The following is an 11,751-nucleotide window of genomic DNA, read 5'->3' on the forward strand; positions in this document are numbered from 1 at the left end:
GGCGGCCGCGGGGGGTCCACGCCCCGCGGCCGCCGCCGTCACATCACCACGCCGTCAGACGTCACCGTCACCCCGGCCCCGCCTCAGCGGTCCGCTTCCAGCCGCTCCAGCTCGTCCGCGCCGCGGGCCTCGAACTCGTAGTCCCCGGCCTCGTCGATCTCGTCCTCCTCCGGGTCATCGACGTCCTCGGCGTCCTCACCGTCCGTGATGTCCTCCTCGTCGTCGAGCTCGCCGTCCTCGCCGCCTTCCTCGTCCTCCTCGTCGAAGACCGCGCTGACGTCGAAGCGGCAGATCACCTGCTCGGGGTCGACGTGGTCGAACGGTGCCTCCAGCCACTCGCCCGGCTCGGCCGGCTCGTCGGAGGCGATCAGCCACAGCGTGGAGTCGCCCTCCTCCAGGCCGAACTCCTTGTGGCGGCTGGCGATCTCGTCCGGCTCGTACTCGCCGAAGAGGACGGTGAGCGCGCCGGGGACGGTGGCGGCGGCGTCCGCGCCGTCGTCGTAGTCCGCGGCCTCGACCCGCTCGGCCTGGGCCAGCAGCCGCTGCGGCTCCACCACCGCGTAGTCGCGGCGGATCAGCACGCTGATCGCGTTCGGCTCCTCGGGCCCCGTGTAGGACTGCGCGGAGTCGGCACCGGGGATCTCGAAGGGCGTGACCTCGTCGTAGCGGTCGTAGAGCAGCTCGTCGTAGACCTCGGCGGCCGCGGCCAGCTGGTTGAACGCCTCGTAGACGGCCGGGTCCTCGTCCCCCGACCGGCGTTCGACCGCGGCCAGGTGGCGGTCGAGCGCGGTCTTGACCGCCTCGGCGGCGGCGCGTACCTCGGCAGCGGTGGGCTGCGCAGCATCAGACATAGTGCAGACGCTATCCGTACCGGACCCCAGCCCGCACAATAGATGCGATGCCGGAATACGAATTCGTCGACGTGTACGTGCCGCGCGGGGTCTCCCGCAAGGACGCGGCACGTCTGCTGACCGACCATGCGGAGTACGGACACTGGGAGTTGGACCGCCTGAGCCTGATGCGTGACGGCAGCCGCAGGGTGCGGTTGCGGCGGCGGATCATCCGCCAGGTGCGCGCCACCTGGTGAGAAAATCGGCGGAAACGGATCGGGCCCCGCAGCTGCGGGGCCCGATCCGTCTGTGAGGTGTGTTACGCCGCTACGCGCTTCCTGCGGTAGAGGACGGCGCCGCCGAGCACGGCCGAGAACCCGATGGCCGCGGCGGCGCCCATGGGCAGCTCGGCGCCGGTGGCGGCGAGCTGACCGCCGTGCGGCTGCGGTACCGAGTGGCCCGGGGGCGGTGCGGCCTCGGGGGTGCGGTGACCGGGGGTGGGCGGGTGCTCACCCGGGGTCGTCGGAGGGTGGCCGGTCGGCGGGGACGGCGGGATGTTGCGGTCCTCGGGCGGGGAGGGCGGCGTGCCGTAGCCGTCGTCGGGGGGCGTGCCGTAGCCGTCGTCGGAGGAGCACTCGTTGCCCATGGCGGGGTTGGCGATGCCGATGATGTCGACGCTGTTGCCGCAGAGGTTCACGGGGGCGTCGACGGGTGCCTGGACGTTGTTGCCGGAGCCGACGCCGGGCGAGTGGCTGGTGCCGCCGTGCGCGCCGGAGCCGCCGGAGTGGCCGTGGCCGCCCTGGTGACCGCCGTCCGCGTGGCTGCCGCCGCCCTGGCCGCCCTGCGAACCGCTGTGGTTCGCGCACGAGTTGCCCATCGCCGGGTTGAGCGCTCCGACGACGTCGACGGTGTTGCCGCAGACGTTCACCGGGGCGTGCACCGGCGCCTGGACGGAGTTGCCGGACAGCACGCCCGGCGAGTTGGACGCGGTGCCGCTCGCGCCGGAGCCGGCGTGCGCGGCGGATGCGCCGGCGGCGGCGATCACACCGGTCGCCGCCGCCATGGTCATGAGGCCCTTGCGGGTGACCTGTCGCATGTACTGATTCCCTGCCTTTCATGCAAAAGCCGCGGAAAAGACCGGACGGCCCCGGAGCGCGGGAAGGGCGCTCCGGGGCCGACGGGGTGGACGCCCCTCAGCGGGTGGACGTCACTGGTTGACGCAGGTGTTGCCGAAGGCGGGGTTCAGCAGCCCGATCACCGAGATCGTGTTGCCGCAGACGTTCACGGGGATGTGGACCGGGACCTGAACGACGTTGCCGGACGCGACACCCGGGGAGTGCGCGGCGGCACCCTGGGCACCCGAGTCGGCGACGGCGAGGCCCGCACCCGCGAGAACCAGCCCACCAGTGGCAGCCGCAGCAGCGACGACCTTCTTGATCATCATTCCTCCTTGTTGGCAAAGCGATCCCAAGCCGCGGATCGCATCACCAGTAACGAGGGGGCGTGATTAGGGCTACGACCCTATGAGCGCATTCACCCTTCCCGGTCATCTCTGCACATGCGGCCGAATACCCGAGTGCCGTTTCCCGGGCGGTTGATCAGGACGCGTCGAGGAACCGGTCGAGCACGCGTACGCCGAACTTCAGGCCCTCCACGGGCACCCGCTCGTCCACTCCGTGGAACATTCCGGCGAAGTCCAGCTCCGGCGGCAGCTGGAGCGGCGCGAAGCCGAAGCAGCGGATGCCGAGGTCGTCGAAGGACTTGGCGTCGGTGCCGCCGGACAGCATGTAGGGCACGGCGCGGGCGATGGGGTCCTCGGCGCTGAGGGCGGTCTGCATGGCGTCGACGAGCCGGCCGTCGAAGTCGGTCTCCAGGGCCTTGTCGCCGTGCACGTCCTCGCGCCTGACACGCGGGCCGAGGATGCGGTCGAGGTCGGCGAGGAACTCCTCCTCGTAGCCGGGCAGGAAGCGGCCGTCGACATGGGCGGTGGCCTGGCCGGGGATGACGTTGACCTTGTAGCCGGCGCCGAGCATGGTGGGGGCGGCCGAGTTGCGCAGGGTGGCGCCGACCATCTTGGCGATCCCGCCGAGCTTGGCGAGGGTCTCGTCCATGTTCTCGGGGTCGAGTTCGGTGCCGAGGGCGTCGGAGAGCTCGTCGAGGAAGGACCGCACGGTCTTGGTGACGCGGACGGGCCACTTGTGCCGGCCGAGCCGGCCGACGGCCTCGCAGAGTTCGGTGATGGCGTTGTCGTCGTTGGTCATCGAGCCGTGTCCGGCGGTGCCGTCCACGGTGAGCCGCATCCAGTGCATGCCCTTCTGGGCGGTCTCGACGAGGTAGAGGCGCAGCTTCTCGTTGACGGTGAAGGAGAAGCCGCCGACCTCTCCGATCGCCTCGGTGACGCCCTCGAACAGGTCGGGGTGCTTGTCGACGAGGTGGCGGGCGCCGTAGGTGCCGCCGGCCTCCTCGTCGGCGAGGAAGGCGAGGACGATGTCGCGCGGGGGCTTGCGGCCGCTGCGCAGCCGGTCGCGGACGACCGCGAGGGTCATCGCGTCCATGTCCTTCATGTCGACGGCGCCGCGGCCCCAGACGCAGCCTTCGGCGATCTCGCCGGAGAAGGGGTGGTGGGTCCAGTCGGCGGCGTTGGCGGGGACGACGTCGGTGTGGCCGTGGATGAGCAGGGCCGGCCGGGAGGGGTCCTCGCCCTCGATGCGGGCGACCGTGGAGGCGCGGCCCGGGTGCGACTCGACGATGCGCGGTTCGAGGCCCACCTCCGCGAGTTTCTCCGCGACGTACTCGGCCGCCTTGCGCTCGCCGGGGCCGGAGTGGTCGCCGTAGTTGCTGGTGTCGATCCGGATCAGCTCGCGGCAGAGGTCGACGACCTCGTCCTCGCCTGTGACGCCGCCGGCCTTGCCCGTCTGGCTCACGCTGGATCCTCTCGCTGTCGCTGCTGGTGGTCCCCCTCATCCTCTCTCTCCGCCGCCCGTGCCCCAAGACCGGTGCCGGCCCGACACGCTCCGTTCACGCCGTGGGGGCCGTCGTGGGAGACGGCGTCCGGCGGGCGGGAGGGCGGCGGACGGGCCGTGGGTGCGCGCTCCCGCACCTGTGATCGGCCACCCCGGAAAGCCTGGTAATGTTTACGACGTCGCCGCGGGGGAAACCCCGCACGGCACACACCTTGTCCGGGTGGCGGAATGGCAGACGCGCTAGCTTGAGGTGCTAGTGCCCTTTATCGGGCGTGGGGGTTCAAGTCCCCCCTCGGACACTTCGGCGATGAGGGCCGTGACCTTTGGTCACGGCCCTCACGCGTTGTGTGGGGCATCTCTCGTTGCGTGACGGGCCAGCAGGTCAGGGCCCTGACAACCGCACGCCCTCGTCGCCCGGACGGTCCCGCCCGGTGGTCTTCACCCCTCGTTCAACTTAGCTTCGTACTAAAATTTCCGGCTTGTTACGTTGCTGGAGCCGGACAACCCCAGGCAGACCTGCGGGCCCGCCAGCGCCCCGGAGGCTTCCGGGAACGAGACGCGAGGACCGATGGCAGCCACTCACGAGAGCAGCGCTCTCGATCTGCTCGACGTAGAGATCCGCGAACGCTTCGGTGACAAGGCACGCTTCTCCGGAGGCCCGGCGGCCTCTCCCCGCACCCTCGTCGACATCCTCGACGCCTCCGTGCGCTCCTTTCCGGACGAGCTCGCGCTGGACGACGGCCGGACACGGCTGACGTACCGGGCGCTGGCCGCGGAGGTCGAGCGGCTGCGGCGTTCCCTCGGCGCGGCGGGTGTCGGTCTCGGCGACCGGGTGGGCGTGCGGGTGCCGTCCGGGACGAACGATCTGTACGTGGCGATCCTGGCCGTGCTGGCCGCGGGTGCCGCCTATGTCCCGGTGGACGCCGAGGACCCTGACGAGCGGGCCGAGCTGGTGTTCGGGGAGGCGGAGGTCCGGGCCGTGATCGGGGCCGGGCACGAGCTGACCGTGCACGGCCGCTCCGGGGTGCCCGCCGCGCGGCCCACCGTCGCGCACGACGCGTGGATCATCTTCACCTCCGGCTCCACCGGCAAGCCCAAGGGCGTCGCCGTCACGCACGAGAACGCGGCCGCGTTCGTCGACGCGGAGGCCGCCCTCTTCCTGGCCGAGGAGCCGATCGGACCCGGCGACCGGGTGATGGCCGGGCTGTCCGTGGCCTTCGACGCCTCCTGCGAGGAGATGTGGCTGGCCTGGCGGTACGGGGCGTGCCTGGTGCCGGTGCCGCGCTCGCGGGTGCGCGGCGGCGCCGACCTCGGGCCCTGGCTCGCCGAGCAGGACATCACCGTCGTCTCCACGGTGCCCACCCTGGCCGCGCTGTGGGAGCCGGAGACGCTGGACGACGTACGGCTGCTGATCTTCGGCGGGGAGGCGTGCCCGCCCGAGCTGGCGCAGCGGCTGGTGACCGAGGGCCGTGAGGTCTGGAACACCTACGGGCCGACCGAGGCGACCGTGGTGGCGTGCGCGTCGCTGATGAGCGGCGTGGGTCAGGTACGGATCGGGCTGCCGCTGAACGGCTACGAGCTGGCGGTCGTCGACGAGGCCGGGCAGCCGGTGGCGATGGGCGACAGCGGTCAGCTGGTGATCGGCGGGGTCGGGCTCGCCCGGTATCTGGACGCCGGGAAGGACGCGGAGAAGTACGCGCCGCTCGCCTCGCTGGGCTGGGAGCGCGCGTACAGAAGCGGTGACCTGGTCAGGGCCGAGCCGGAGGGACTCGTCTTCCTCGGGCGCGCGGACGAGCAGATCAAGCTGGGCGGCCGGCGGATCGAACTGGGCGAGGTGGACGCGGCGCTCCAGGCGCTGCCGGGCGTGGCCGGGGCCGCGGCGGCGGTGCGGACCGCGGGCGGCGGCAACCAGCTGCTCGTCGGGTATGTCGTGACGCAGGACGGCTGGGACCACGCCGCGGCCGTGGAGCGGCTGCGGGCGGCGCTGCCTGCCGCGCTGGTGCCGCTGCTGGCGCCGGTGGCGGATCTGCCGACCCGGACGTCGGGCAAGGTGGACCGGGCCGCGCTGCCGTGGCCGCTGGAGGGCCTGGAGGCCGGTGGCCGGGCCGGCGAGGAGCTGTACGGCACCGAGGCGTGGCTGGCCGGGCAGTGGACCGAGGTCCTCGGCATCCCGGTGGGCGGTGCCCGGGACGACTTCTTCGCGCTGGGCGGCAGCAGCCTGGGCGCGGCTCAGCTGGTGACGCGGCTGCGTACCCGTTTCCCGGGCGCGGCCGTGCTGGACGTCTATCAGCAGCCGGTGCTGCGCAAACTGGCGCGGCGGCTGGAGGAGTCCGCGCAGGACGACCGTGAGGGCCGTGAGGTGGCGCCGGTGACCCGGCGTGCGCAGGCCGTGCAGCTGCTGGTGCTGCTGCCGCTGTTCACGCTGCTCGGGCTGCGCTGGTGGGTGCCGCTGGCCGCGGCGGGGAACCTGCTGCCCGCCTACGGGTTCCTGCCGACGGCGTCGTGGTGGCTGCTGGGGCCGCTGGCTTTGGTGCTGTTCAGCCCGCCGGGGCGGCTGGCGATCGCCGCGGGCGGGGCGCGGCTGCTGCTGCGCGGGGTGCGTCCGGGCCGCTACCGGCGCGGCGGGTCGGTGCATCTGCGGCTGTGGGCGGCGGAGCGGCTGGCCGAGTTCAGCGGGGCGACCTCGCTGACCGGGACGTGGCTGCTGCGGTACGCGCGGGCGCTGGGCGCGCGGATCGGGCAGGACGTGGATCTGCACTCGCTGCCGCCGGTCACCGGGCTGCTCAAGCTGGGCCGGGGCGCGGCGGTGGAGTCGGAGGTGGATCTGTCCGGTCACTGGCTGGACGGGGACCGGCTGGTGATCGGCGCGGTGAAGGTGGGCGCGCACGCCACGGTCGGTACGCGCAGTCTGCTGTTCCCGGGCGCCCGGGTGGGCAAGCGGGCCGAGGTGGCGCCGGGTTCCGCGGTCGACGGGGTGATCCCGACCGGGCAGCGCTGGGCGGGCGCGCCCGCGGTGAAGCTGGGCAAGGCCAAGCGGAACTGGCCCGAGGAGCGCCCGGCGCGGGGCCCGGTCTGGCGGGCCGCGTACGGGGTGTCGGGGCTGGCGCTGGGTCTGCTGCCGGTGCTGTCGGGTGCGGTGGCGCTGGCGGTGGCGAGCCTGTTCGTGACGTCCGGGGAGCCGCTGCGGGGCGCCGCCCTGGCGCTGGTCCCGGCGACGCTGGCGTACGGGGTGACGTACGCCCTGCTGATCCTGGTGGGGGTGCGGCTGCTGAGTCTGGGGCTGCGCGAGGGCGTGCATCCGACGCACAGCAGGGTCGGCTGGCAGGCGTGGACGGTCACGCAGTTGATGGACCGGGCGCGCGAGACGCTGTTCCCGCTGTACGCCGGGCTGGTCACGCCGGTGTGGCTGCGGCTGCTGGGGATGCGGATCGGGCGGGGCGCGGAGGTGTCGACCGTGCTGGCGCTGCCGAGTCTGACCACGGTCGGCGAGGGCGCGTTCCTGGCGGACGACACGCTGACCGCGCCGTACGAGCTGGGGCGTGGCTGGATGCGGATCGGGCGGGCGGAGATCGGGCGGCGGGCGTTCCTGGGCAACTCGGGGATGACCGCGCCGGGCCGCAGTGTGCCGGAGGGCGGTCTGGTGGGCGTGCTGTCGGCGACGCCGAAGAAGGCGAAGCGGGGCACGTCGTATCTGGGGCTGCCGCCGGTGAAGCTGCCGCGCAGCGCGGACGCGGGTGACCGGAGCCGGACGTACGAGCCGCCGGCGCGGCTGCGCTGGGCGCGGGGGCTGGTGGAGCTGTGCCGGCTGCTGCCGGTGTTCTGCTCGGCGGGGCTGGCCGTGCTGACGGTGGCCGCGCTGTGCGCGCTGGGGCCGTGGGCGCCGCTGCTGTCGGGGCTGGTGCTGCTGGGCGCGGGTGCGGCGGCGGGACTGGTGTCGGTGGTGGCCAAGTGGCTGCTGGTGGGCCGGCACCGCGCGGGTGAGCATCCGCTGTGGTGCGGGTTCGTGTGGCGCAACGAGCTGGCGGACACGTTCGTCGAGGTGCTGGCGGTGCCGTGGCTGGCCGGGGCGGTGCCGGGGACGCCGGTGCTGACGGTGTGGCTGCGGGGGCTGGGCGCGCGGATCGGGCGGGGTGTGTGGCTGGAGAGCTACTGGCTGCCCGAGACGGATCTGGTGACCCTGGGCGACGGTGCGACGGTCAATCGGGGCTGTGTGCTCCAGACGCACCTCTTCCACGACCGGATCTTGCGGACGGATACTGTGGTCCTCCGTGCGGGCGCGACGCTGGGTCCCGGCGGGATCGTCCTGCCCGGCTCCACGGTCGGCGCCCGTGCCACGCTGGGTCCGGCGTCGCTGATGATGGCGGCGGAGTCGGTTCCCGACGACACCCGCTGGCTGGGCAATCCGATCGAGTCATGGCGTCGGTAGGTGCGGCCTGCGCCGCGCACGGGGACGATGGACCTCGTACGGGCAAGGCGCAGGGAGCAGACGCGGCAGTGGCAGTTCAGCAGACGGCGGGCCAGGACCCGTACTTCCCGGGCAACGGTGATCCCCGGTACCGGGTGCATCGCTATGAACTCGCGGTGGACTACCGGCCCGGCCCCAACCGTCTGTCCGGCACGGCCCGGATCAACGCCATAGCGGGACGTGCGCAGCTCGCCGAGTTCCAGCTGAATCTGGCGGACTTCAAGATCGGCCGGGTGCGGGTGGACGGCCGTCAGCCGCACTACACGCATCGTGGCGGGCGGCTGCGGGTGCGGCCGTCGAAGCCGGTGCGGGCCGGGGCGGCGTTCACGGTGGAGGTGCACTGGTCGGGCAACCCGAAGCCGGTGGCCAGCCCGTGGGGCGGCCTCGGCTGGGAGGAGCTGGCGGACGGGGCGCTGGTGGCGAGCCAGCCGGTCGGGGCGCCGTCCTGGTACCCGTGCAACGACCGGCCCGCCGACAAGGCCTCCTACCAGATCTCGGTCACCACGCCGTCGGCGTACTCGGTGGTGGCGGGCGGCCGGCTGCTGACGCGTACGGCGAGGGCGTCGACGACGACCTGGGTGTACGAGCAGGCGGCGGCGACGTCGAGCTATCTGGTGGGGCTGTCGATCGGCAAGTACCAGACGGTGATCCTGGGTGATCCGGGACCCGGCGGGGTGCCGCAGCACGGGCACATCCCGGCGCAGCTGCTGCCGGAGTTCTCCCGGGACTTCGCGCGGCAGCCGCAGATGATGGAGCTGTTCCAGGAACTGTTCGGGGCCTACCCGTTCGACGAGTACGCGGTGCTGGTGACGGAGGAGGAGCTCGATGTGCCCGTGGAGGCGCAGGGGTTGTCCCTGTTCGGCGCCAACCATGTGGACGGGGCGCGGGGTTCGGAGCGGCTGATCGCGCACGAGCTGGCGCATCAGTGGTTCGGCAACAGCGTGTCGATCGCGGACTGGCGGCACATCTGGCTGAACGAGGGCTTCGCCAAGTACGCGGAGTGGCTGTGGTCGGAGCGCTCGGGCGGCCGCACGGCGCAGCAACTGGCCGCCGCCGCGCACCGGTTGCTGTCGGGGCTGCCGCAGGATCTGAAGCTGGCCGACCCGGGCCGCAAGCTGATGTTCGACGACCGGCTCTACGAGCGCGGCGGGCTGGTGGTGCACGCGCTGCGCTGTGCGCTGGGCGACGACGCGTTCTTCCGGATGCTGCGCGGCTGGGTGTCCCTGCACCGGGGCGGCGCGGTGACGAGCGCGACGCTGCGGGCGCACGTGGCCCGGTACGCGGTGGAGCCGCTGGACGACCTGTTCGACGCGTGGGTGCACGGTACGGCTCTGCCGTCGCTGCCCTCCCCGGGTCCCGGGGTGCCGTCGATGCCGTCGTACCCGCCGAGCGCTGGAGCCTGAGCATGAGCAAGTCCGCCCGTCGCAGGGGCCGTTCCACGTCAGCGCGTCCCGTCTCGTGTCCGTGCGGGCTGCCGGAGGCGTACGAGGCCTGCTGCGGCCGGTTCCACTCCGGGCTCGCCGCGGCGCCGAGCGCCGAGGCGCTGATGCGTTCGCGCTACTGCGCGTTCGTACGGCTGGACGAGGGGTATCTGCTGCGGACCTGGCATCCGCGGACGCGGCCCGCGACGCTCGGCCTGGATCCGGGGATGCGCTGGACGGGGCTGGAGATCCTGGGGGCGGAGAACGGGTCGGCGTTCCACGGCACGGGGACGGTGACGTTCCGGGCGTCGTTCGAGGGCGGGTCGCTGCACGAGCGCAGCCGGTTCGAGCGGGTCGAGGGGGCGTGGGTGTACGTGGACGGGGAGTTCCTGGACTGAGCGGGTCCGGCGGTGCCCGGCGCGGGGCTTGGGGCGCGGGGTGCGCGGCTCCGGAGTGTGCGGCGCGGGACTGGGGTCCGGGGGCTGCGGCGCAGGACTGGGGCCCGGGGTGCGCGGCGCGGGGCTTGGGGCGCGGGGTGCGCGGCGCGGGGCATGGGGCGCGGGCATGGGGCTTGGGGCGCGGGGCCCGGGGCATACCGGCCCGGGGTGCGCATGTCCGGGGTGTGCGTGCCCGGCAGGCGCGGGCTGCCGCGTTCAGGGAGCGAGTATGTCCAGTTCCCGCAGGGCGCCGACGGTGATTTCCCGGGTGAGTTCCTCCGCGCGGTCGGCCTCGCGGGCGCGGACGGCCTCGGCGACCTGGACGTGCAGGGTGACGGCCGCGGGGTCGGGGTCCTCGAACATGACGTCGTGCCGGGTGCGGCCGGTGAGGACCTCGGCGACCACGTCGCCGAGGCGGGCGAACATCTCGTTGCCGGACGCCGTGAGGACGACCCGGTGGAAGGCGATGTCGTGGAGCAGATAGCCCTCCAGCTGGTGGCCGCGTGAGGTGGCGACCATGCCGAGGGCGCACTCGGTGAGCTCCGCGCACTGCTCTGCGGTGGCCTGGAGGGCGGCGAGGCGGGCCGCGACGGGTTCCACGGCGCAGCGCAGCACGGTGAGCGAGCGCAGCTGGCGCGGGCGGTCGGCGCCGGCCAGGCGCCAGCGGATGACCTCGGGGTCGTAGACGTTCCACTCGCACTCGGCCTGCACGGTGACGCCGACGCGACGGCGGGACTCCACCAGGTGCATCGACTCCAGGACCCGGACGGCCTCGCGCATCACGGAACGGGAGACGTCGAAGCGCTGGGCCAGTTCGTCGGTGCGCAGCACACTGCCCGCCGGGTAGACGCCGGCGGTGATCTCGGGGCCGAGGGTGTCCAGTACACGGCCGTGCAGTCCCCGGCCCGGTGTGGTCATGGACACAGGGTACGGGGGCGCTCAGGGAACAAAAAGTCAGACTTATTTGTCACAGCTTCTTGAATTAGTCGTATCTAATGGGTTTCATAGGGCGACGCCGACGCCGGAGGTCGGCATCTCGTGTCGAGGGAGACAGCCATGCGTACCCCCCATGTAGTCGTGGTCATGGGCGTAGCCGGAACGGGCAAGACCACCATCGGTCCCCTGCTCGCGGCCCGGCTCGGCGTCCCCTACGCCGAGGGCGACGACTTCCACCCGCAGGCCAACATCGACAAGATGTCGGCCGGTGTCCCGCTGGACGACTCGGACCGCCGGCCGTGGCTGGACGCCATCGGCGCCTGGGCCCACGACCGGGCCGGGCTCGGCGGCGTGGTCAGCAGTTCCGCGCTGAAGCGGTCCTACCGCGACCGGCTCCGGGCGGCCGCGCCCGGGGTCGTGTTCGTGCACCTCACGGGCGACCGGGCACTGATCGAGGACCGTATGGCGCACCGCCGCGGCCACTTCATGCCGACCGCGCTGCTGGACTCCCAGTTCGCCACGCTCCAGCCGCTCCAGGCCGACGAGGCGGGAGTGGCCGTGGACGTGACCGGCGGCCCGGAGGAGATCGCCGAGCGGGCCGCCGGGGCCCTGGACGGTCTGCCCGGTCCCCTGCCGTAGCCCCGTCCGGTGCAGTAGCCCGGTCCGGTGCCGTGGTCCCCGCGGCACCGGACCTCCCGG

Annotated in this window: 10 protein-coding genes and 1 tRNA gene; 6 read left to right on the forward strand and 5 right to left on the reverse strand. The window is 73.0% G+C overall.

The window, feature by feature from the left end; all coding sequences use genetic code 11:
• Positions 1 to 83: 83 nt before the first annotated feature.
• The gene (locus tag ACFYR0_RS13445; protein WP_389325965.1) at positions 84 to 851 is read right to left on the reverse strand and encodes a hypothetical protein; all 768 of its coding nucleotides are present in this window, start codon (positions 849 to 851) and stop codon (positions 84 to 86) included.
• Between the two features lie 47 nt (positions 852 to 898).
• Between ACFYR0_RS13445 and ACFYR0_RS13450 the strand changes: the two genes are divergently transcribed.
• Positions 899 to 1,087: a DUF5703 family protein gene (locus ACFYR0_RS13450; protein WP_386377056.1), complete on the forward strand. Its 189-nt coding sequence runs from the start codon at positions 899 to 901 to the stop codon at positions 1,085 to 1,087.
• 62 nt (positions 1,088 to 1,149) lie between these two features.
• Here ACFYR0_RS13450 and ACFYR0_RS13455 read toward each other — a convergent pair whose 3' ends face one another.
• From ACFYR0_RS13455 to ACFYR0_RS13465, 3 genes are all read right to left on the reverse strand, one after another.
• Positions 1,150 to 1,926: a chaplin gene (locus ACFYR0_RS13455; RefSeq protein WP_389325968.1), complete on the reverse strand. Its 777-nt coding sequence runs from the start codon at positions 1,924 to 1,926 to the stop codon at positions 1,150 to 1,152.
• A 111-nt stretch (positions 1,927 to 2,037) separates the two neighbouring features.
• Positions 2,038 to 2,271 (reverse strand): chaplin ChpH, encoded by a 234-nt coding sequence (gene chpH, locus ACFYR0_RS13460; RefSeq protein ID WP_386377253.1) that lies wholly within the window; start codon positions 2,269 to 2,271, stop codon positions 2,038 to 2,040.
• A gap of 157 nt (positions 2,272 to 2,428) precedes the next feature.
• On the reverse strand, positions 2,429 to 3,754 hold the full coding sequence (locus ACFYR0_RS13465; RefSeq protein ID WP_389325971.1) for a M20/M25/M40 family metallo-hydrolase: 1,326 nt from the start codon (positions 3,752 to 3,754) through the stop codon (positions 2,429 to 2,431).
• A gap of 253 nt (positions 3,755 to 4,007) precedes the next feature.
• Between ACFYR0_RS13465 and ACFYR0_RS13470 the strand changes: the two genes are divergently transcribed.
• The 4 genes from ACFYR0_RS13470 to ACFYR0_RS13485 all read left to right on the forward strand — a co-directional run bounded on the left by ACFYR0_RS13470 (position 4,008) and on the right by ACFYR0_RS13485 (position 10,077).
• Positions 4,008 to 4,092, forward strand: a tRNA-Leu gene (locus ACFYR0_RS13470).
• Between the two features lie 269 nt (positions 4,093 to 4,361).
• Complete coding sequence (locus tag ACFYR0_RS13475; RefSeq protein ID WP_389325974.1) at positions 4,362 to 8,219, forward strand: Pls/PosA family non-ribosomal peptide synthetase; 3,858 nt, start codon at positions 4,362 to 4,364, stop codon at positions 8,217 to 8,219.
• A 68-nt stretch (positions 8,220 to 8,287) separates the two neighbouring features.
• Positions 8,288 to 9,661: a M1 family metallopeptidase gene (locus ACFYR0_RS13480; protein WP_389325977.1), complete on the forward strand. Its 1,374-nt coding sequence runs from the start codon at positions 8,288 to 8,290 to the stop codon at positions 9,659 to 9,661.
• Between the two features lie 2 nt (positions 9,662 to 9,663).
• Positions 9,664 to 10,077, forward strand: a complete 414-nt coding sequence (locus ACFYR0_RS13485) for a YchJ family protein (RefSeq protein WP_386377051.1) — start codon at positions 9,664 to 9,666, stop codon at positions 10,075 to 10,077.
• Positions 10,078 to 10,332: 255 nt separating this feature from the next.
• Here the strand turns inward: ACFYR0_RS13485 and ACFYR0_RS13490 are convergent, their stop codons facing one another.
• Positions 10,333 to 11,034 (reverse strand): FadR/GntR family transcriptional regulator, encoded by a 702-nt coding sequence (locus ACFYR0_RS13490; RefSeq protein WP_389325980.1) that lies wholly within the window; start codon positions 11,032 to 11,034, stop codon positions 10,333 to 10,335.
• 138 nt (positions 11,035 to 11,172) lie between these two features.
• On the opposite strand from ACFYR0_RS13490, the gene ACFYR0_RS13495 reads away from it, so the two are divergent.
• On the forward strand, positions 11,173 to 11,691 hold the full coding sequence (locus ACFYR0_RS13495) for a gluconokinase (RefSeq protein ID WP_389325983.1): 519 nt from the start codon (positions 11,173 to 11,175) through the stop codon (positions 11,689 to 11,691).
• The last annotated feature ends 60 nt before the right edge of the window (positions 11,692 to 11,751 follow it).

It is taken from the genome of Streptomyces sp. NPDC005017 (assembly GCF_042873115.1).
Lineage (GTDB): Bacteria > Actinomycetota > Actinomycetes > Streptomycetales > Streptomycetaceae > Streptomyces.

Excerpts from the sequence above, each read along its gene's own strand:
- ACFYR0_RS13445 (WP_389325965.1), bottom strand. The coding sequence starts at position 851 with ATGTCTGATGCTGCGCAGCCCACCGCTGCCGAGGTACGCGCCGCCGCC.
- ACFYR0_RS13450 (WP_386377056.1), top strand. The coding sequence starts at position 899 with ATGCCGGAATACGAATTCGTCGACGTGTACGTGCCGCGCGGGGTCTCC.
- ACFYR0_RS13455 (WP_389325968.1), bottom strand. The coding sequence starts at position 1,926 with ATGCGACAGGTCACCCGCAAGGGCCTCATGACCATGGCGGCGGCGACC.
- chpH (WP_386377253.1), bottom strand. The coding sequence starts at position 2,271 with ATGATCAAGAAGGTCGTCGCTGCTGCGGCTGCCACTGGTGGGCTGGTT.
- ACFYR0_RS13475 (WP_389325974.1), top strand. The coding sequence starts at position 4,362 with ATGGCAGCCACTCACGAGAGCAGCGCTCTCGATCTGCTCGACGTAGAG.
- ACFYR0_RS13485 (WP_386377051.1), top strand. The coding sequence starts at position 9,664 with ATGAGCAAGTCCGCCCGTCGCAGGGGCCGTTCCACGTCAGCGCGTCCC.
- ACFYR0_RS13490 (WP_389325980.1), bottom strand. The coding sequence starts at position 11,034 with ATGACCACACCGGGCCGGGGACTGCACGGCCGTGTACTGGACACCCTC.
- ACFYR0_RS13495 (WP_389325983.1), top strand. The coding sequence starts at position 11,173 with ATGCGTACCCCCCATGTAGTCGTGGTCATGGGCGTAGCCGGAACGGGC.